The 18,928-nt window shown below is 70.4% G+C and carries 18 protein-coding genes and 1 tRNA gene; 9 read left to right on the forward strand and 10 right to left on the reverse strand.

Annotated elements, in window-relative coordinates:
- Positions 1-124: 124 nt before the first annotated feature.
- Both BKA14_RS35985 and BKA14_RS35990 read right to left on the reverse strand, forming a co-directional pair.
- A complete protein-coding gene (locus BKA14_RS35985; protein WP_184955208.1) occupies positions 125-436 on the reverse strand; it encodes a hypothetical protein in 312 nt (103 codons plus the stop codon).
- Positions 437-595: 159 nt separating this feature from the next.
- Complete coding sequence (locus tag BKA14_RS35990; RefSeq protein ID WP_184955209.1) at positions 596-2,143, reverse strand: serine/threonine-protein kinase; 1,548 nt, start codon at positions 2,141-2,143, stop codon at positions 596-598.
- Between the two features lie 129 nt (positions 2,144-2,272).
- Here BKA14_RS35990 and BKA14_RS35995 point away from each other — a divergent pair, with 129 nt between their 5' ends.
- Complete coding sequence (locus BKA14_RS35995; RefSeq protein ID WP_184955210.1) at positions 2,273-3,970, forward strand: CocE/NonD family hydrolase; 1,698 nt, start codon at positions 2,273-2,275, stop codon at positions 3,968-3,970.
- On the opposite strand, the gene BKA14_RS36000 is transcribed toward BKA14_RS35995, so the two are convergent.
- Both BKA14_RS36000 and BKA14_RS36005 read right to left on the reverse strand, forming a co-directional pair.
- Positions 3,971-4,327, reverse strand: coding sequence for a YybH family protein (locus BKA14_RS36000; RefSeq protein ID WP_184955211.1), 357 nt, complete (start codon positions 4,325-4,327; stop codon positions 3,971-3,973). It lies immediately after the preceding gene.
- Entirely contained in the window at positions 4,324-5,529 is a 1,206-nt protein-coding gene (locus tag BKA14_RS36005; RefSeq protein ID WP_184955212.1) for a serine hydrolase domain-containing protein, read from the reverse strand. Before BKA14_RS36005 ends, BKA14_RS36000 begins: the two co-directional genes overlap by 4 nt.
- 68 nt (positions 5,530-5,597) lie before the next feature.
- Between BKA14_RS36005 and BKA14_RS36010 the strand changes: the two genes are divergently transcribed.
- A complete protein-coding gene (locus BKA14_RS36010; protein WP_184955213.1) occupies positions 5,598-6,068 on the forward strand; it encodes a hypothetical protein in 471 nt (156 codons plus the stop codon).
- Between the two features lie 51 nt (positions 6,069-6,119).
- The gene (locus BKA14_RS36015; RefSeq protein ID WP_184955214.1) at positions 6,120-6,494 is read left to right on the forward strand and encodes a VOC family protein; all 375 of its coding nucleotides are present in this window, start codon (positions 6,120-6,122) and stop codon (positions 6,492-6,494) included.
- 132 nt (positions 6,495-6,626) lie between these two features.
- Here BKA14_RS36015 and BKA14_RS36020 read toward each other — a convergent pair whose 3' ends face one another.
- On the reverse strand, positions 6,627-6,974 hold the full coding sequence (locus tag BKA14_RS36020) for a winged helix-turn-helix transcriptional regulator (protein ID WP_184955215.1): 348 nt from the start codon (positions 6,972-6,974) through the stop codon (positions 6,627-6,629).
- A 67-nt stretch (positions 6,975-7,041) separates the two neighbouring features.
- Between BKA14_RS36020 and BKA14_RS36025 the strand changes: the two genes are divergently transcribed.
- Positions 7,042-7,842, forward strand: a complete 801-nt coding sequence (locus BKA14_RS36025) for an alpha/beta hydrolase (protein WP_184955216.1) — start codon at positions 7,042-7,044, stop codon at positions 7,840-7,842.
- 51 nt (positions 7,843-7,893) lie between these two features.
- Here the strand turns inward: BKA14_RS36025 and BKA14_RS36030 are convergent, their stop codons facing one another.
- Positions 7,894-8,817, reverse strand: coding sequence for an alpha/beta fold hydrolase (locus tag BKA14_RS36030; RefSeq protein WP_184955217.1), 924 nt, complete (start codon positions 8,815-8,817; stop codon positions 7,894-7,896).
- 63 nt (positions 8,818-8,880) lie between these two features.
- Between BKA14_RS36030 and BKA14_RS36035 the strand changes: the two genes are divergently transcribed.
- Positions 8,881-9,831 carry a helix-turn-helix transcriptional regulator gene (locus tag BKA14_RS36035; protein WP_184955218.1) on the forward strand — a complete coding sequence of 317 codons (951 nt, stop codon included), beginning with the start codon at positions 8,881-8,883 and terminating at the stop codon, positions 9,829-9,831.
- 1,324 nt (positions 9,832-11,155) lie between these two features.
- Here BKA14_RS36035 and BKA14_RS36040 read toward each other — a convergent pair.
- The 3 genes from BKA14_RS36040 to BKA14_RS36050 form a co-directional block, all read right to left on the reverse strand.
- Positions 11,156-11,230 (reverse strand) — tRNA-Arg (locus BKA14_RS36040).
- Positions 11,231-11,343: 113 nt separating this feature from the next.
- Positions 11,344-12,003: a DUF305 domain-containing protein gene (locus BKA14_RS36045; protein WP_184955219.1), complete on the reverse strand. Its 660-nt coding sequence runs from the start codon at positions 12,001-12,003 to the stop codon at positions 11,344-11,346.
- Entirely contained in the window at positions 12,003-12,806 is an 804-nt protein-coding gene (locus BKA14_RS36050; protein ID WP_184955220.1) for a thioredoxin-like domain-containing protein, read from the reverse strand. The genes BKA14_RS36045 and BKA14_RS36050 overlap by 1 nt, the downstream gene beginning before the upstream one ends.
- An 85-nt stretch (positions 12,807-12,891) precedes the next feature.
- On the opposite strand from BKA14_RS36050, the gene argS reads away from it, so the two are divergent.
- The 4 genes from argS (at position 12,892) to thrC (ending at position 18,390) form a co-directional block, all read left to right on the forward strand.
- Complete coding sequence (argS, locus tag BKA14_RS36055; RefSeq protein ID WP_184955221.1) at positions 12,892-14,556, forward strand: arginine--tRNA ligase; 1,665 nt, start codon at positions 12,892-12,894, stop codon at positions 14,554-14,556.
- 2 nt (positions 14,557-14,558) lie between these two features.
- Complete coding sequence (gene lysA / locus BKA14_RS36060; RefSeq protein ID WP_184955222.1) at positions 14,559-15,944, forward strand: diaminopimelate decarboxylase; 1,386 nt, start codon at positions 14,559-14,561, stop codon at positions 15,942-15,944.
- Positions 15,941-17,254, forward strand: a complete 1,314-nt coding sequence (locus tag BKA14_RS36065) for a homoserine dehydrogenase (protein WP_184955223.1) — start codon at positions 15,941-15,943, stop codon at positions 17,252-17,254. The genes lysA and BKA14_RS36065 overlap by 4 nt, the downstream gene beginning before the upstream one ends.
- An 86-nt stretch (positions 17,255-17,340) precedes the next feature.
- The gene (gene thrC / locus BKA14_RS36070; RefSeq protein ID WP_184955224.1) at positions 17,341-18,390 is read left to right on the forward strand and encodes a threonine synthase; all 1,050 of its coding nucleotides are present in this window, start codon (positions 17,341-17,343) and stop codon (positions 18,388-18,390) included.
- Here the strand turns inward: thrC and BKA14_RS36075 are convergent.
- Positions 18,376-18,819, reverse strand: a complete 444-nt coding sequence (locus BKA14_RS36075) for a MarR family winged helix-turn-helix transcriptional regulator (protein ID WP_239092552.1) — start codon at positions 18,817-18,819, stop codon at positions 18,376-18,378. The two genes, thrC and BKA14_RS36075, sit on opposite strands and share 15 nt — an antisense overlap.
- Between the last annotated feature and the right edge of the window lie 109 nt (positions 18,820-18,928).

Below are 18,928 nucleotides of genomic sequence, written 5' to 3' on the forward strand. Positions count from 1 at the left end.
GAGCGTTACGAACGCCGGCGATCAGCCGGGTGGCGTACGCGGTGGCCCGGCGCGCCACCAAGGAGGCGCTGACCACAGGCACGTACGCCTTGAGCTCCGGCCGGTTGAACGCCCTGATGAAGAGCTATTCCGAGTAGCGGGTGGGTGGGAACGGGTTGTCCTCGGTCAGCGGCGTGGTTTCGCCTTCTGACTCCTGACGGGCGGTGACGCTTTCGATGTCTTGTTCGACGAGGTCGGCGGCCGGGTCGTACGGCACCGGGTCGTCGGTGGCCGGGGGGACGTCGGCCGGGTTGTAGTCGGTCACGCCGGCCTCGGCCCGTTCCTCGTCGGTGCGGCGAGCCAGCTCGTCGTCGTCGAGGTGGGCGGGGGCGCCGCCGTGGAACCGGCGGTCGCGGTCGCCCTCGGCCGCCTCCGTGTTGACGTTGTCCCTTGTCATGTCGCTTCCCCTTCCTCGGGGCTCGTACCCTGCGACGTGCGTACCCCAGGGGAAAACGTGGATAACGGCAGGGTGCCACGGATCGCACCGGAGGGCCCGGGTGCTGGGCTTCGTCAACTTGGGCCACGCCCCAGCCCCGCGTGATCGGCCGGGCAGGCCCTACAGCGGCAGCACCACGGGCGTCGGCGTCTGCCCGACACACGTCACGGCCATGCGGTATTTCGACCTGGTGCCGTCGAACAACACGCGCGCGGTGAGGGCGGGGCCCGGCTCGATCGGCTGGGCGGTGAAGCCGTCGGCGGGCTCGAACCCGGTCAGCGACGCCTGGCCCCGGTCGCAGACCGCGAACACGGCGCCGCCGGGCGACTCCAGCCGCCGGCCCATGGGCGGCGCGGAAGGCGAGGGTGACACGTCGATCGAGGCGGTGGGTTCGGGCGGGGCGCCGGCACTCGGGGTGACGGCGGGTGCTCCGGACGGCGCGTTCGTGGGCACCGCCGTGCTGCCGGCGATCGGGCCCGGCCCGGGTCGGCCGGTGGCGGCCGGGACGGGGTTGTCATGGCTGCGCGCGGAGGCCGTCGGTGAGGGGTCCGCACTGGTCGCGACCGGTGCCGCCGAGGTGGTTGGGCCGGCCGCCTGCGGCCGCCCGGCTGCCTCCGGGTCGCCACCCAGCAACCATGCCACCAGGGCGCCGACGAGCCCCACGGCCACCGCGCCACCGGCCAGAACTCCTTTCCCCCGTACGGCGGAGAGCCCGCCCGCAACCGCATCGGGGCGTCGCCGCGACGTGTGCGCGGACCGGTCGATCACGGTGGCCGGCTGGGCGGCATAAGCCGGGGGCGGCCCGGGCGGGGACAGGTGCAACGCTGTGGGCTCGTTGTCATCCCGTACGGGCTCGGGAACCGACGCCGCCTCGGCCGCGTCGGCCAGCGTGGCCGACACCTCGCTCGCGCTGGGCCGGGCGGCGGGATCCTTGAGCAGGCAGGCGTGGATGAGGTCGGCCACCGCGGCGGGCACACCGGGCAGATCGGGCAGCGGTTCGGGCTCGACGTAGACGTGCGCCTGCAACATCTGGGTGGTGCTCTCGACCGTCCACGGCGACTCGTGCGCGAGCAGCCGGTAGAGCAGCACGCCGAGCGCGTAGACGTCGGACGCCGGCTCGACCGCGTCACCGGTGAGTCGCTCCGGGGCGAGATAGGCCGGGGTGCCGACCAGTATGTCCTCCGGGGCGGCGGGCCCGGCCACGGCGGCGATGCCGAAATCCACGACCTTGACGCCCGACGGCGCGAGCATGATGTTGGCCATCTTGATGTCGCGGTGAACCAGGTCGTCCTCGTGGGCGACGGCGAGCGCGGCGGCCACCTCGCCGCAGATGCGGAAGATCGTGCGCGGCGGCAACGGCCCGGACGACACCCGCTGCTGCAGGGTCGGGCCGTTGACCAGCTCCATCACCACGTACGGCAGGTCGTCGGCCTCACCGTAGTCGTAGACCTGAGCGATGTTGGGATGGGAAAGGTTGGCCGCGGCCCGGGCCTCGTCGCGGATGCGGGCCCGCGACTGCGCATCACCGGCGAACCGGCCCGCCAGCACCTTGACCGCGACCGGACGGCCGAGCACCTCGTCGCGGGCACGCCACACCACAGCCATGCCGCCATTGCCGAGTTCGCTCAGCAATGTGTAGCGGCCGCCGAGTGCCTGCCGAACTTCCACCGTGGCAGTCTGCCAACCCGGCCGCGAATTCGCACATCCGAGTGCGGCTCGAATCGCGCTCGCATTCACATTCCGGCATTGTTTACCTCGCGCCCTTCCTGACTCTCGCGCAATTGATCAAGGAGCGGTATGGCCAACTCGATCAGGCAGCGACTCGCCGACGCGGCATTGTCGCGCCTTCTCCGTCAGGGCCCCGCGGCGAACGACTACGTGCTGGCGACCGCACGCACGCCGATGCGCGACGGCGTGGTGCTGGTAGGTGACCACTACGCCCCGGTCACCGCCCGGCCCCGGGGCACGGTGCTGATGCGCAGCCCGTACGGGCGCGGGTTTCCCGCCTCGGCGCTGAACGGGCGGCTGTTCGCGGCGCGCGGCTACCACGTGATCATCCAGAGCGTCCGTGGCACGTTCGGGTCGGGTGGCCGTTTCGTGCCGATGGCCCAGGAGGCCGAGGACGGTCTCGACACGGTGGCCTGGCTGCGCGAACAGCCCTGGTTCGACGGGCGGCTGGCCACGCTCGGCGCATCGTATCTGGCCTGGTCACAGTGGGCGATGATGCAGGATCCCCCGCCCGAGTTACGGGCCGCCGTCGTTTATGTCGGTCCGCACGACTTTCGCGAGGCCGTCTACGGCACTGGCGCCTTCACGCTCGGCGACTTCCTTGGCTGGAGTGACCTGATCGCCCATCAGGAGGACGGCGGTCTGCTGCGCCGGGCCCTCAACGACGCCTCGGCCCGCCGCCGCCTGCGGCCCGCCCTCGAAGGACTGCCGCTGGCGGAGGCGGCCGACCCGGTGCTGCGCGGCCGCGCCCCCTGGTATCGGGAGTGGCTCGCGCATCCCGACGGGGACGACCCGTGGTGGCAGCCCTACCGGGCCGGTGCGGCCCTGGACCGGGTCGACACGCCCGTACTGATCATCAGCGGCTGGCAGGACCTGTTCGTCGACCAGTCCCTGCGGCAGTACGAAGCCCTGCGCGCCCGCAACGTCGAGGTGGGCCTGACAGTGGGCCCGTGGACCCACCTGACCGTGGGTCTGCAGGGCGCGATGACGATGGCCCGCGAAAGCCTGGCCTGGCTCGACCAGCACATGGCCGAGGGCCCCGCCGCCCGCAAGTCCCCGGTTCGCGTCTTCCGGACGGGCGAACGCCGCTGGCACGAACTGGCCTCCTGGCCACCCCCGTCGGCTCCGGCGATCTTCCAACTGCACGCCGATCGCACCCTGACCCTCGCGGCCGGCCCGGCCCGCGGCGGTGATCCCAGCCGGCCCGACGCGCTGGACGGGTCAGTCGTTTCTGCAGGCGAGGCGACCGGCGAGACCGTGCGGTTCCGGTACGACCCGGCGGATCCGACGCCGACCGTGGGCGGGCGGACGCTGACCGGGTCGATGGGGGTCAAGGACAACCGGGCGCTCGAGGCCCGCGCCGACGTGCTGACGTTCACGACCGATCCGCTGCCCACGGCCGTCGACGTGATCGGCGCGCCCGTGCTGGAGCTGGCCGTCTCGGTCGAGCCGGAGCACGCGGACGTGTTCGTCCGGCTCTGTGACGTGGACAAACGCGGACACTCCCGCAATTTCGCGGACGGGATGCGGCGCCTCGACCCGTCGGTGCCGGCCGGTCGGACGCAGCGGCTCACCCTTACGCTCGACCCGTGCTTTCACCGGCTCGCGGCCGGGCACCGGCTGCGCGTGCAGGTCTCGGGCGGATCGTTCCCGCGTTTCGCCCGCAATGTCGGCTCGGCCGCGGACGCGCACGAACTGCGGCCGCGGGACCACACCGTGCACTGTGCACAATCGCGACTCGTGCTGCCGGTCGCGGCCCCGAATTGATCAGGCAGGGTGTTTCATCCACCATTCGGTGAATTGACGGGCCTGGCCGAGATTGTCGAGCCGGAGGATCCACAAATTGCTGTACGTGTCGTCGGGATAGACCGTTTTCGCCGCGATGATCGCGAGGTCGTCGGTGACGATCAGCGGATGCCACTCGAACGTCGTGGTGCCCGGATCGTCCTTGATCTTCAGCCATTGCTCCACGATCGCGGCGCGGCCGAGCCACGGTTTCGCATAGGGTTCCGTGAAGTAGGCTGCGTCCTCCGCGAACAGGTCGGCGATGTGCCGCGGATCGTTGGACTCCCACGCCTTGCGATAGTTGGCGATCCACGCCGTCACCGCGTCGAGACTGGTCATCGAGCCTCCCCAGGCCGGCCCCGCGCCGGGGCGTCGACCGCACCGTACGCCAGCCGGCCGAACTCGGTCAGTGCCCCGTTCCACAGCAGGTCGCTGACCTGACTGAGCACGATGAAGATCAGCCCCTCGTGCGGGTCGGTGAACCAGTCCGTGCCGTAGCCGCCGGCCCACCCGTAACGCCCGGGACCGCTGATCTCGTCGGCCCGCACGGTGACGGCCAGACCGTAGCCCCAGCCCGAGCCGCCCAGGAAGAACCCGCCGCCCTCGATCTGCTCGGGGCTCAGGTGGTTGGTGGTCATCGCGGCCACCGACTTCTCGGACATCAGCCGGGTGCCGCCGTGCACGCCGCCGCGCAGCAGCATGCGGGCGAAGGCCAGATAGTCGTCGGCGGTGGACAGCAGCCCGGCCGAACCGCTCGGGAAAACCGGCGGCCGTGTCCACGCCTCGAGCGGCTCGCCCGTCTGCCGGACCGGGTGACCCGAGCCGTCGCCCAGATAGTGCGGCGGCACCTGGGCCATCCGCTCGGCGGGCAGCCAGAAGCCGGTGCTGCTCATGCCGAGCGGGCTGAAGACGCGCTCGTGCAGCAGGTCGCCCAGCGGCCGGCCGGCGGCGCGGGCCAGCAGCACGCCGAGCACCAGCGTGCCCGCGTTGTACATCCATGCCTCGCCCGGCTGGTGGATCAGCGGCAACGACCCGAACCGCCGGATCCACTCGTCGGGCTCGAGGGTGCTGCGGGGCTCGGGCTCGGCCAGTTGCAGACCGAGGTCACGCCAGGCCCGCACGACCGGGAAGGACGGATCGACCGCGCCGTCGGGCCCGATCAGCGAGCCGAAACCGAGCGTGAACGTCAGCAGGTCTTCGACAGTGACCGGCCGGACGAGGGGAAGCGTCTGATCGAGCGGGGCGTCGGGGCGGGCCAGCACCCGCTGCCCGGCCAGCTCGGGCAGGAAGTGGGCCACCGGCTGCTCGAGGTCGAGCACGTCGTCCTCGGCCAGCATCATCGTGACGGCGGCCAGCACCGGTTTCGTCATCGACGTGATGTGGAACGGCGTGTCGCGGCGAATCGGCACGGCACCACCGAACTCGGTGACGCCGGCCGTCTCCACCAGCACGTCGTCGCCCCGGGCGACCAGGGCCAGGAGACCGGGGAACTCACCGCGCTCGACCCGCGCGGCCATGGCTTGCCTGAGCTGACTCGACATGGGGCACAGCCTGCCACCACCCCACGACATTTTCCGGTCCTGTCGGGGGTCGTGGCTAAGGTCTGGCCATGACTCAGAACTGGCGGCATCTGCCCGCCCCGGCCCGGCCGATCGCGGCCGCGACGACGGCGGCGGTGACCGCCGCGCGGGCTCACGACACCGAGGCGCTCGACGCGGCCACCGCCGAGCTGGCCGCGCTCGACCCGGCCCAGACCGGCCTGATCCTCGGCACGTCCGTGCGCCTGCTGCTCGAGCAGGCCCATCCCGACGGTCTCGACGGCGACGCCGTGCGCGACGTGCTCGAGCGAAGTGTGCGGTCGGCGGCCGTCTGGCATCCGGAGACCGACCCCCATGTGGTGCTCTACCTGCTGGCGGGCTCGCTCGGTGTGCTCGACGAGGATGCGGCCGACGTGCCCAAGCCCGATGCGCTGGCCCGGCACGCCGCGCTGCTGCTGGCCGAGCTGCTCGGTGCGCGTCCGGCGGAGCCGGTTCTGACCGCCGCCCTGTCCGAGATCCAGCACACCCAGTTGAACGACTGAGTCGTTGAGTCACCAGCAGATGCGGTGATATCGGGTGAAAAGGGGGCATTCATGGCGACGCGCACGGATCCGGGGTTGCTGTTGCGCCCGATGCTGCACGTGGACGATCTGGCCGCCTCGATCGCGTTCTACCGGATGCTGGGCGGCGAGGTGATCCACGGCGGCGACGACACCGACTGGGTGCTCATGCAGCTCGGCACGATCCAGATCGGACTGGTCACGCGACCGCCCGACCGCGACCGCGGGGAGGACACGGTCGAGCTCACGTTCGACACGTCGATGCCGCTGCCCGAGCTCGAGTCGCACCTGCAACGGGCCGGCTTCCCGGTCGGCGAGGTGGGCCACGACCGCGACTTCGGCGATCAGCTCCTCGTGCGTACGCCGGAGGGCCTGACCCTCAAGATCAGCCGCCGCGAGCCGGGCTGAGAGACGCGCGGGCTGTGCCGTCGTGACGCGGGCTGTGCCGTCGTGACGCGGGCTGTGCCGTCGTGACGCGGGCTGTGCCGCCGGGACGCGGGCTGCGCCGCCGGGACGCGGGCTGCGCCGCCGCGAGCCGGGCTAGGAGGCGTCAGCAACCCCGGCCGGGTGCCGCGTGGCCCAGTCGCAGATCGCGGCGAGCGGCTCCTCCAGCGTGCGACCCAGGTCGGTCAGCTCGTACTCGATGTGCTGCGGCGCGGTGCCCTTGAGCACACGACGCGAGACGAGCCCGTCGGCCGTCATGCCCCGCAGCGTCTCGGTCAGCATTTTCTGCGTGATGCCGGGCACCCGGCGCCGCAGGTCGGCGGGCCGCTGCGGGCCGTCCAGCAGCGAATAGACCAGCAGCACCCGCCATTTCGCGGCGAGACGCTCCAGCGCCTGCCGGGTGGTGCAGCTCTCCTCGAGCACGTCCGGGACGACCAGCGCCATGGCTGTCCTTATGGGTACGCGAAAGTGCCTTCTGCCCTTCCGTCGAACAGCAGCCTAATGTCGCGGTGTGACCGAACGTGTGACTGTCCACAGCGAGGGCCTGGCCCTCTCCGGTGTCCTCCACTCGTCCCCAGGCCCGCGGGCCATTGTCCTCACCGGACCTTTCACCGGGGTGAAGGAGCAGGTGACGGGCCTGTACGCGGAACGGCTGGCCGCGGAGGGCTTCACCACGCTGACCTTCGACCACCGCGGCTTCGGCGAGAGCGAGGGCCGCCCGCAGCACGAGGACAGCCAGGGCAAACTGGCCGACCTGCGCGCGGCGGTGAGCTACCTGGACGGCTACCAGGTGGCGCTGGTCGGCATCTGCCTGGGCGGCGGCTACGCCATGCGTGCAGCCGCCCTCGACCCGCGCGTGACAGCGGTCGTGGGCATCGCGGGGGCCTACAACAGCCCGGCCTGGTTCGCTCAACGGATGGGCGTGGAGGCGTACGGGAAGGCCTTGAAAGACATGATCGAGCGATATGACGACTTCCTGCCCGCGGTGGCCCCGGAAGGCGAGGCCGCGATGCCCGGTGACGAGCCGTGGCAGTACTACTCGACCCACACCGCCAACTGGACCAACCGGGTCACGCGGGGCTCGCTGCACAGCCTGATGACGCTGGACGTGCTGGGCGTGCGCCCGCTGCTGCCGCCCAGCCTCATCATCCACGGCCGCCGCGACGACTACTGCTCGCCCGAACTGGCCGAGCAGATGGCTGCCGACGAGACCCGCTGGCTGGACAGCGAGCGCCACACCGATTTCTACGACAACGACCCGTACGTCTCCCAGGCCGTGACCGCCACCGCCGAGTTCCTCCGCCGCGTCTGAGGCCTGTTTCCCACCGGGGCGGCCGCAGCCCTGTTCCCTATGAGACAGGCCTCAGGAGCTCAGCCAGCCCAGGATCGCCTGGTTGGTCTCCTGTGGCTTCTCCTGCTGGATCCAGTGGCCGCAATCCAGGCTGATCACCTCCGCGCCGGGCACGAACTCGGTCAGCTTCCCGGACCGCTGGACCGCGTCACGATCGCCGTAGATCACGAGGGCGGGCTGGTGGATGATCGGGTCCACGTCCGCCAGCAGATGCCAGTTCCGGTCCAGGTTCCGATACCAGTTGATGCTGCCCGTGAAGCCGGACGACGTGAAGGCGGAGGCGAACACCGCCAGGTCGCTGTCGCTCATCACGGGCTCGCCCAGCGGCTTCTCCGCCCGGGCCAGGTTGATCAACGCCATGCCCGGCTGCGGCTCGACGGGCGGCACGTTCTTCCGGAACAGGTTGCGCAGGAACCGGTACGGGTTCTCGTCGAAGACGGCGTCCGCGACACCCGGCTGCCGATTGAAGTGGACGAAGTAGAAGTCGCCACCCAGCACGGCTTCCATTGAGGCGATCCACGGCGTCGCGCCGCGTTCCTGGTACGGCAGGCTCAGGTTGATCACTTTGTTGACCCGCTTCGGATGCAGCAGAGTCAGACCCCAGACGACGAACGCCCCCCAGTCGTGGCCGATGAAAGTGGCGTCCTCGTAGCCGTAGTGGTCGAGCAGCGCGACCAGGTCACCCGTCAGATGCTCGATGTCGTAGTCGGTCACCGCGGCCGGTACGGAGGAATTCCCGTAGCCCCGCTGGTTCGGCACGATGACGTGATAGCCGGCGGCGACCAGCGCGGGCACCTGGTAACGCCACGAAAAAGCATGCTCGGGCCAGCCGTGACACAGCACGACAGGCCGTCCCGCGTTGTGCCGGCCCGCCTCGAAGACTTCGAGTTCCACGCCGTTGACCGGGACAAGAGTGGGTTGGGGAAAGTTCGTCATGCCGGCAGAGTGCCGAGCAGAACAGGCCATCCTCTGACCGGTTTCGACGGAAGAGTTGGCGCCATGCGAGCCGACCGGCTGATGGCCATCCTCCTGCTGCTGCAACAACGCGAGCAACTCACCGCGGCCGAGGTCGCCCGCGAACTGGAGATCTCCGAGCGCACCGCCCGCCGCGACCTCGACGCCCTGTCCATGGCCGGGGTGCCCGTCTACTCCCGGCAGGGCCGGGGCGGCGGCTGGCGCCTCGTGGGCGGCGCCCGCACCGACCTGTCCGGGTTGACCGCCGGCGAAGCCCGCGCCCTGTTCCTGGTGGCCGGTCCCGCCGCGGCCGTGACCCCGGCCCTGAGGGCAGCGCTGCGCAAACTCGTCCAGGCCCTGCCGGCGCCCTTCCGCGGCCCGGCCCGAGCGGCGGCCGCGTCGATGGTGGTGGATCCGCAACGATGGGGCACCAGCCGGATCGACCGCCGGCCACCACCCCGGTTCCTCGACGCGCTCCAGGACGCGGTGATCCGCGGCGTCCAGGTGCGGCTCGGCTACCTCGACAGCACCGGCGCCCGGACCGACCGGACCGTCCACCCGCTCGGCATCGCCGCCAAGGGCCAGTGGTGGTATCTCGTCGCCACCACCGGGACCGGCCGGCGGACCTTCCGCATCGATCGCGTGACATCCGCCGACCCGACGGGCAACCCCGCCCACCGGCCCGGCGACTTCGACCTCGCCGCGAGCTGGCGTGAGATCACCGACGAGGTCGACCGCCGGCGGAACCCCCTCGCGATCACGGCGCTCTGCGCACCGCAGGCGCTGAGCCGGCTCCGGATGGTGGTCGGCGACCGGCTCGAGGTGGGCACGGCCGCCCGCGACGGCCGCATCGAGGTCGTCATCCGCGGCTACAACGAATACGCGTTGGCCGGCGAACTGGCCGGCCTGATCGAGTGGCTTGAGGTGCTCGGCCCGCCCGGCGTACGGCAACACCTGGCGCAGATCGGAACCGCCCTGCTCAAGCACTACACCTGACCACCCCGCCATCAGGAGCCACCGCTTCCCAGGTCTTGTAGCCGGCATTCGGTGCAGGCCGGCGTCGAGGGATCGCCCAGGGCGGTCCGCAAGCCGCCCACCGCCGTGTTCGTCGGTCATGTGCCCGGCAGCAGCGGTGCGGTCGAGTTCGCTCAGGTGTGGAGCGTCTCCGTAGCGGCGGACCGGTCCGACGCCGGCGCGCCCTGCCGCCTCGCGGCAGGCGAAGACCGGCACGTCCAACCGCCGCCCGACTGCACCGGTCCCTTACATGCGGCGTAGATGCAGCCATCTTGCAACCGGCCAAGATACGCGGTGCGCCCGGCTGAATCAGTCGCCCCCGACCACCGGCTAGACGTCCCAGCAGCGACGATCCCACCATCCACGCCGCTGAGGACTCACCACCCCAGCCACCAGGGTGATGCCCCCGCCACAACCCCCAACCGCAAGAACCCCACCAACACCAGCCCCACCCGTCCGGGGTTCCGGGGGCGAAGCCCCACGGCGTGGGGTCTCGGGCAGGCAATCACCACGACAAGGTGAGCGCGAAGCGCGAACAGGATGAGCCTGCGTAAGGATCCCGCCGACGCCGGCCACAGCCGATCGGGGGTCCGGGGGCGAAGCCCCGCGGCGTGGGGTCTGAGGTTCGGGCCGTAGGAGGCAATGCGCCACGACAAGGTGGGCGCGAAGGGCGAACAGGATGAGCCTGAGTCGAACGGGATGAGCCTGCGTAAGGATCCCGCCGACGCCGGCCACAGCCGTTCGGGGGTCCGGGGGCGAAGCCCCGCGGCGTGAGGTCTGGGGCTCGGGCCCCAGGAAGAAATGCACCACGACAAGGCGAGCGCGAAGCGCGAACAGGATGAGCCTGAGTCGAACGGGATGAGCCTGCGTAAGGATCCCGCCGACGCCAGCCACAGCCGTTCGGGGGTCCGGGGGTGCAGCCCTACGGCGTGGGGTCTGGGGCTCGGGTCGTAGGAGGCAATGCGCACGACATGGTGGGCGCGAAGGGCGAACAGGATGAGCCTGAGTCGAACGGGATGAGCCTGCGTAAGGATCCCGCCGACGCCAGCCACAGCCGTTCGGGGGTCCGGGGGCGAAGCCCTACGGCGTGGGGTCTGGGGCTCGGGGCCGTAGGAGGCAATGCGCCACGACAAGGTGGGCGCAAAGCGCGAACAGAATGAGCCTGCGTAAGGATCCCGCCGACCCCAGCCACAGCCGATCGGGGGTCCGGGGGCGAAGCCCCACGGCGTGGGGTCTGGGGCTCGGGCCCCAGGAAGAAACGCACCACGACAAGGCGAGCGCGAAGCGCGAACAGGATGAGCCTGAGTGGTGCCCCCGGCAGGATTCGAACCTGCGCTTTCGCCTCCGGAGGGCGACGCTCTATCCCCTGAGCTACGGGGGCTCAAGTGAGGACGAGCCTAGCAGGTGTGCCGGGGAGGTCGACAACCGGGTTACGGCGTGCCCCGCCGAGCAGAAGAGCCCCGAACCGCGCGGTTCGGGGCTCTTGGGGGAGTCTCAGCTGGCTTGGACCTTCTTGAGCAGGTCGTCGATGAGTCCCAGTTCGGTCTGCTGGGACTGGACCATGCTTTCGGCGATCCAGTCGATGTCCTTGTTGTCGGACAGCTTCACCGCTTCCTGGGCCATGTGGATGCCGCCCAGGTGGTGCTGGCGCATCAGGGTCAGGAACTCGGTGTTGAGTTCTTTGCCGCTGGCGGCGCGCAGCTTGGTGAGTTGTTCGGGGGTGGCCATGCCGGGCATCAGGCCGTTGACGACCGAGCCGGCCGAGTTGGGCATCCAGGCCATGGGCTTCTGGGAGCCGGTGGGGCTGAGGCCCCAGTCGCGCAGCCAGGCCTGCATGTAGCCGATCTGGCCGTGCTGGGTCAGCGCGATGTCGTTGGCCACGTAGACGATTTCGGCGTCGTCGGACTTCTGGTGGGCGATCATCGACATTTCCACGGCTTGGGCGTGGTGGGTCGACATGTCGCGCAGGAAGCCGGCTTCGACGGAGTCGTCACCCGGTTTGGTGAAGTGCGGGATCGACAGGCCGATGCCGATGCCGAGGGCCACGCCGAGGACGAGCGCCAGCACCGCGGCCCAGATGGGGCCGCGGGCGCGGCGGGTTTCGGGTGGCGCGGCGGCGTCGGCCGCCGCGCCGGGGTCCGTGGAGACAGTCATTACTTGTTCATGACCGTGCCGTTGCCGGCCGCCTGCAGCGGGCCGGTCGTGGTGTTGCCGCCGGAGCAGGAGACGCCGGGCTCGAGGGCGGAGACCAGGCGGGTGTCCTTGATGAACTGGTCGATCTTGGGGTCGTTGACGTCGTCCGTCTTGTACTGGAAGCCCCAGACCTGCACCGACACGTTCTTGTCGAGGCCCGCGTAAGGCGACATCATCGTGTAGTCCTGGCCTTCGACCTTGCTCTTGAGCACGTTTACCTGGTCGGCCGCGAGACCCTGCTTGTACGTGATCCAGACCGCGCCGTGCTCGAGGCTGTGCACCGCGTGCTCGTTGGCGATCGGCGCGTCGTACACGTCACCCGAGCAGTTCTGCGGCGTGGCGTTGTGCGCGCCGCCCACGGGCGGACTCGTCACGTACTGCAGCTGGCCCTGCTTGTGGGACTGGTCGTTGATGGCCGCGTTGTTCTGCTTGCGGTAGTTCACGACGCCGGCGATCTCGGAGGCCTTGTCCTGCCAGTCGCGGGAGCCTTGGACGGCCGCGTAGACGCCGTAGCCGATGATGCCGACCGCGACCAGGACGACCACGCCGGCCACGGCGATCGGGCCCCAGTTGCGCCCGCCTGCGACCTTGACCGGGGTGACAGGCTTGCGGCCTTTGCCGCCGCCCTTGCCGGCCGGGCCCTTGGCGCCGGGCTTCCTGCCGGGGGTGGAGCCGGCAGAAGTGGGCGGTTTGCCCTGACCGGAGGTCTTGGTGACCTTGACTGAGGACGGGACCCGTTCGGGACCCGGCGTGCTCATGCTCATCGTGCCTCGTCGATTCCTTGAAAGAGGGAGGGCGGGGCTCGGGTGGCCGCCGAGCGTCGAAGTCTACCCCCGATAGCATGGCGGGGTGACTCCCGCCAACCTTGCTGCCACCGTTCTCTCAGCTGCTCGTAGCGTGTTCGAGACCCGTGGGCTCGACACGTCGGCTCTGCCCGAGGCCACGACGGTGGAGCGACCCCGCAACCCCGAGCACGGTGATTACGCCTCCACGCTGGCCTTGCAGCTGGGGAAGAAGGCCGGGGTGGCGCCGCGCGAGCTGGCCGCCGCCCTCGCCGAGGAGCTAGGCCGGCAGCCGGGCGTCAAGTCGGTGGAGATCGCCGGGCCGGGCTTCCTGAACATTCGGCTCGACGCGGCCGCCGCCGGCGTGCTGGCCCGCGACATCGTGCTGGCCGGTTCGCGTTACGGGCACACCGACACGCTGGCCGGCGAGCGGATCAACCTGGAGTTCGTCTCGGCCAACCCGACGGGCCCGGTGCACATCGGTGGCGTGCGGTGGGCCGCGGTCGGTGACGCGCTGTCCCGGCTGCTGCGCGCGGCGGGCGCCACGGTCGGCACGGAGTATTACTTCAACGACGCCGGTTCCCAGATCGACCGGTTCGCGAAGTCGCTGCTGGCCAGCGCGAAGGGTGAGCCCGCGCCGGAGGACGGTTACGGCGGGGAGTACATCGCCGAGATCGCGACGGCCGTGGTGGCCGAGGCGCCCGACGTGCTGAAGCTGGGCGAGCCGGAGGCGCTCGAGACGTTCCGGCGGGTCGGCGTCGACCTGATGTTCGCCGAGATCAAGCAGTCGTTGACCGAGTTCGGCGTGCGGTTCGACACCTACTTCAACGAGAAGGACCTGCACGAGCGGGGCGAGCTGCAGGAGGCGCTCGATCGGCTGCGGGCGCAGGGCCACATCTACGAGGCCGACGGCGCCACGTGGTTGCGGACGACCGACTTCGGCGACGACAAGGATCGCGTGCTGCGCAAGTCGGACGGCGACTGGACGTATTTCGCCGCTGACTGCGCCTACTACCTCGACAAGCGCAAGCGTGGCTTCGAGCGCATCGTGATCATGCTGGGCGCCGATCACCACGGCTACATCGGCCGGATGAAGGCCATGGCCGCGTGTTTCGGCGACGACCCGGCCACGAACCTCGAGATCCTGATCGGCCAGCTGGTCAATCTGGTGCGCGACAAGCAGCCGGTGCGGATGAGCAAGCGGGCCGGCACGGTGGTCACGCTCGAGGACATCGTCGAGGCGATCGGCGTCGACGCCACGCGGTACGCGCTGGCCCGGTTCTCGTCCGACTCGCCCATCGACATCGACATCGACGAGTGGACCCGGGCCACCAAGGACAACAAGGTGTATTACGTGCAATATTGCGCGGCCCGCACCTTCAATGTGGCCAAGCAGGCCGCCGACCTCGGCGTGACGCGGGGCGAGCCCGGTGACTTCAACCCCGGGCTGCTCACCCACGAGAAGGAAAACGAGCTGCTCAAAGCCCTGGGCGAGTTCCCCGAGGTGATCGCCCGCTCGGCCGAGCTGCGGGAGCCGCACCACGTCGCCCGCTATCTGGAAGACCTGGCCGGGGCCTACCACCGGTTCTACGACAACTGCCGGGTCACGCCGCGCACCGACGAGTCGGTCACCGACACGCACCGCGCGCGCCTCTGGCTCAACGACGCCACCCGTACGGTGATTGCCAACGGGTTGGGCCTGCTCGGCGTCTCGGCGCCCGAAAGGATGTAGGGATGCGAGCTCATGAGGCCGGGGCGCTGCACGGCGACCTCGGGCAGCGGGGCCCGGCCTGGCTGCGGACGCCGCAGGACGTGAACGCCCTCGTGCCGCAGCTCTGGCCGCGGACCGTGAGCCGCGCCGAGGCGGGGCATCTGGAGATCGGCGGCGTGAGCGTGGCCGACCTGGCGGCTGAGCACGGCACCCCGGCGTATCTGCTGGACGAGGACGACCTGCGGGCCCGCTGCCGGGATTTCGCGGCCGCTTTCGCCGACTGCGACGTCTATTACGCGGGCAAGTCGTTCCTGTGCAAGGCGGTCGTCCGGATCATCGACGAGGAGGGCCTGCACCTCGACGTCTGTTCGGGCGGCGAGCTGGCAGTGGCGCTGGCGGCCGGGTTCCCGGCCGAGCGGCTGGGCTTCCACGGCAACAACAAGTCGATCTCCGAGCTGACCCGCGCCCTGGACGCCGGGGTGGGGCGGATCATCGTCGACTCCTTCGACGAGATCGACCGGCTCACCGCCCTCGCCCGGCAGAAGGGCAAGACCCCCGGCGTCCTCGTCCGGGTCACCGTGGGTGTCGAAGCCCACACCCACGAGTTCATCGCGACCGCGCACGAGGACCAGAAGTTCGGCTTCTCGCTGGCCGGTGGTGCGGCGTTCCAGGCGGCGGTCAAGATCCTGGACGAGGGTGTGCTCAACCTGCAGGGCCTGCATTCGCACATCGGGTCGCAGATCTTCGACACCAGCGGTTTCGAGGTGGCGGCCCGGCGCGTGCTCGAGCTGCAGGCCCAGATCCGCGACGCGCGCGGCGTCGAGCTGCCCGACCTGGACCTGGGCGGCGGCTTCGGCATCGCGTACACCACCCAGGACGACCCCAGCACCCCTGGTGACCTGGCCAAACGGCTCAACAAGATCGTCGAGTCGGAGTGCGAGTCGGCCAACCTGCGCAAGCCGAAGCTGTCGATCGAGCCCGGCCGCGCGATCGTCGGGCCCGCGGTCCTGACGCTGTACGAGGTGGGCACGGTCAAGGACGTCGACGGCATCCGGACGTACGTGAGCGTCGACGGCGGGATGAGCGACAACATCCGTACGGCGCTCTACGACGCGTCCTACTCGGCGACGGTGGCCGGGCGGGCCAGTGCCGCCGAGCCGCTGCTGGCCCGCGTGGTGGGAAAGCATTGTGAATCCGGGGACATCGTCGTGAAGGATGAATTCCTGCCCGCCGACGTGCAGCCCGGAGATCTTCTCGCCGTGCCCGGCACCGGCGCTTACTGCCGGAGCATGGCCAGCAACTACAACCACGTCCCTCGGCCGCCCGTGGTGGCCGTGCGCGATGGCGCCTCGCGCGTGATCGTGCGGCGGGAGACCGAGGACGACCTGCTCGCATTGGATGTTGGATGAGCCAGCCTGCTAAGCCCGTCCGCCTGGCCCTACTGGGCTGTGGCACCGTCGGGTCGGAAGTCGTACGTCTGCTGAACGCCCAGGCCGAGGACCTGACCGCCCGGATCGGCGCCCCGCTCGAGGTCGTCGGGATCGCGGTCCGCCGGCTCGGCCGCGAACGCGGTGACCTTCCCGTCGACCCGGCCCTGTTCACCACCGACGCGCTCGGGCTGGTCAAGCGGGACGACGTGGACGTGGTGGTCGAGGTAGTGGGCGGCATCGAGCCCGCCCGGGGCTGGCTGGTCGAGGCCCTGCGGGCCGGCAAGAGCGTGATCACGGCCAACAAGGCGCTGCTGGCCGAGGACGGTGCGGCGCTGCACGACGCGGCCGCCGAGGGCAACGCCGACCTCTACTACGAGGCCTCCGTGGCCGGCGCGATCCCGCTGCTGCGGCCGTTGCGCGAGTCGCTGCACGGCGACCGCGTCACCCGGGTCACCGGCATCGTCAACGGCACCACCAACTTCATCCTCTCGTCGATGGATTCCTCGGGGGCCGGGTTCAGCGAGGCGCTCGACGAGGCCACCGAGCTCGGGTACGCGGAGGCCGACCCGACGGCCGACGTCGAGGGTTTCGACGCCGCGGCCAAGGCGGCCATCCTGGCCTCGCTCGCCTTCCACTCACGGGTCACCGCGGCCGACGTCTTCCGCGAGGGGATGACGGGGGTGACCGCGGGCGACATGGCCAGCGCGAAGGAGATGGGCTGCACGATCAAGCTGCTCTGCATCGCCGAGCGTGGGCCCGACTCGTCCGGCCAGGAGTCGGTCAGTGTGCGGGTGCACCCGGCGATGATCCCGCGCAGCCACCCGCTGGCCGGGGTCGGCGACGCCTTCAACGCGGTGTTCGTCGAGGCTGAGGCAGCCGGTCAGCTCATGTTCTACGGCCGCGGGGCGGGCGGCACGCCGACCGCGAGCGCGGTGCTGGGCGACATCGTGGCGGCGGCTCGCAACCGGCTCTCGGGCACCCGCGCGCCGAGTGAGAGCAACTACGCCCACCTGCCCGTACGCCCGATCGGGGAGGCACTGACGAGGTATCACATCAGCCTCGACGTGGCGGAGCGCCCGGGCGTGCTGGCCAGTGTGGCCGGCGTCTTCGCCCAGCACGAGGTGTCGATCGCGACGGTGCGTCAGTCCGGCCGCGCGGAGGACGCGAAGCTGGTCATCGTGACCCACGGCGCGCCCGACGCCAACTTGGCCGCGACCGTCGAGGACCTGTCGCGGCTCGACATCGTGCGCTCTATCGCGAGCGTGCTGCGGGTCGAGGGCGGCGCCTGACCGTCCCAGTCAGTGAACTTCCCGTCCCAAGATTCGGCGTCCTGCGACATTCTGGATCGTCGAGGTCAACCGTGAGGAGCACAGCCATGTATCGGGGACTCATCGAGGCGTATCGGGACCGGCTGCCGGTCACCGAAAAGACCCCGGTGGTCACGCTGCACGAGGGCAACACGCCGCTCGTGCCGGCGCCGGTGCTCTCCGCGCGGACGGGAGCCGAGGTCTACCTGAAGGTCGAGGGGGCCAACCCGACCGGGTCGTTCAAGGACCGCGGCATGACGATGGCCGTCTCCAAGGCCGTCGAGGAGGGCGCCAAGGCGATCATCTGCGCGTCCACCGGCAACACCAGCGCCTCCGCCGCGGCGTACGCGGCCCGGGCCGGTGTCACCTGCGCCGTGCTCGTGCCGCAGGGCAAGATCGCGCTGGGCAAGCTGGCCCAGGCGCTCGTGCACGGTGCGAAGCTGCTGCAGGTGAACGGCAACTTTGACGACTGCCTGGCGCTCGCCTCCAAGCTGTCCCAGGACTTCCCGGTCTCGCTGGTCAACTCGGTCAACATCTTCCGCCTGCACGGGCAGAAGACGGCCGCCTTCGAGATCGTCGAGGCCCTGGGCGACGCTCCCGACATCCACTGCCTCCCGGTCGGCAACGCCGGCAACATCTCGGCGTACTGGATGGGTTATCAGGAGGATCACGAGGCCGGCAACAGCACCCGCCGCCCGCGGATGTTCGGCTTCCAGGCCTCGGGGGCCGCGCCGATCGTCAGCGGCCAGGTCGTCGAGGAGCCCTCCACGATCGCCACCGCGATCCGGATCGGCAACCCGGCCAGCTGGACCAAGGCGCTCGACGCGCGCGACTCCTCGGGTGGCCTGATCTCCGCCGTGACCGACCGCGAGATCCTGACGGCCTACCGGCTGCTGGCCCGCGAGGTCGGCGTGTTCGTCGAGCTGGGCAGCGCGGCCAGCGTGGCCGGCCTGCTGCAGCAGGCGGCCGAGGGCAAGATCCCGGCCGGCGCGACGGTGGTCTGCACGGTCACCGGCCACGGTCTCAAGGACCCGGAGTGGGCCATCTCGACCGCGCCGTCGCCGACGACCATCCAGAACGACGTGCTGATTGCGGCGCGAGAGCTAGGACTCGCTTGAGCCGGCCGCTTTGATGATCAGCTCGGTGGCCTGAGCCACCAGATCGAGCTCCTCGGCTGAGAGGCGGCTGAGGATCGTACGCATCTTCGCGTCCCCGGCGTTGAAGATGCTCCCGATGAGATCGCGGCCCGTGCGTGTCAGCGCGATCCGGCGGACCCGCCGGTCGTGCGGATCTTCCGCGCGGGCCACCAGGTCTTGCACCACGAGCCGGTCGACCATGCCGGTCAGCGCGGCCGCGCCGATCCCGAGCATGCCGGCCAGCTCACCGCCCGAGACGGAGCCGTGGCGGGCGAGCAGCATGAGGATTTTGAGCTGCGACAGGGTCAGATGCGAGGAGAAGAGGGGATCCTCTCGGTCCTCCGCGATCAGGTCCTGCAGCCGCTGCTGCGCGCCCATAATGTCCGCGATGAGCTGTTCCTTAGTGGCCACCGGGGACTTCTCCTCTGTTGCGAGCCGATGGCCTGGGGACGTCCATCTCGTGACGGACGCTACCAGCGGACCCCGGCGGAAAACCATTTGTTCGTGTCGGGCAAAATAT

The organism is Paractinoplanes abujensis (genome assembly GCF_014204895.1).
In the GTDB taxonomy this organism is placed as follows: domain Bacteria; phylum Actinomycetota; class Actinomycetes; order Mycobacteriales; family Micromonosporaceae; genus Actinoplanes; species Actinoplanes abujensis.

Bases quoted from the DNA above. Each gene is read 5' to 3' on its own strand.
- thrC (WP_184955224.1), top strand. From the start codon at position 17,341: ATGTATCGGGGACTCATCGAGGCGTATCGGGACCGGCTGCCGGTCACC.
- BKA14_RS36000 (WP_184955211.1), bottom strand. From the start codon at position 4,327: ATGACCAGTCTCGACGCGGTGACGGCGTGGATCGCCAACTATCGCAAG.
- BKA14_RS36010 (WP_184955213.1), top strand. From the start codon at position 5,598: ATGACTCAGAACTGGCGGCATCTGCCCGCCCCGGCCCGGCCGATCGCG.
- BKA14_RS35985 (WP_184955208.1), bottom strand. From the start codon at position 436: ATGACAAGGGACAACGTCAACACGGAGGCGGCCGAGGGCGACCGCGAC.
- BKA14_RS36065 (WP_184955223.1), top strand. From the start codon at position 15,941: ATGAGCCAGCCTGCTAAGCCCGTCCGCCTGGCCCTACTGGGCTGTGGC.
- BKA14_RS36020 (WP_184955215.1), bottom strand. From the start codon at position 6,974: ATGGCGCTGGTCGTCCCGGACGTGCTCGAGGAGAGCTGCACCACCCGG.
- BKA14_RS36045 (WP_184955219.1), bottom strand. From the start codon at position 12,003: ATGACTGTCTCCACGGACCCCGGCGCGGCGGCCGACGCCGCCGCGCCA.
- BKA14_RS35995 (WP_184955210.1), top strand. From the start codon at position 2,273: ATGGCCAACTCGATCAGGCAGCGACTCGCCGACGCGGCATTGTCGCGC.
- BKA14_RS36035 (WP_184955218.1), top strand. From the start codon at position 8,881: ATGCGAGCCGACCGGCTGATGGCCATCCTCCTGCTGCTGCAACAACGC.
- lysA (WP_184955222.1), top strand. From the start codon at position 14,559: ATGCGAGCTCATGAGGCCGGGGCGCTGCACGGCGACCTCGGGCAGCGG.
- BKA14_RS36015 (WP_184955214.1), top strand. From the start codon at position 6,120: ATGGCGACGCGCACGGATCCGGGGTTGCTGTTGCGCCCGATGCTGCAC.
- BKA14_RS36030 (WP_184955217.1), bottom strand. From the start codon at position 8,817: ATGACGAACTTTCCCCAACCCACTCTTGTCCCGGTCAACGGCGTGGAA.
- BKA14_RS36005 (WP_184955212.1), bottom strand. From the start codon at position 5,529: ATGTCGAGTCAGCTCAGGCAAGCCATGGCCGCGCGGGTCGAGCGCGGT.
- BKA14_RS36050 (WP_184955220.1), bottom strand. From the start codon at position 12,806: ATGAGCATGAGCACGCCGGGTCCCGAACGGGTCCCGTCCTCAGTCAAG.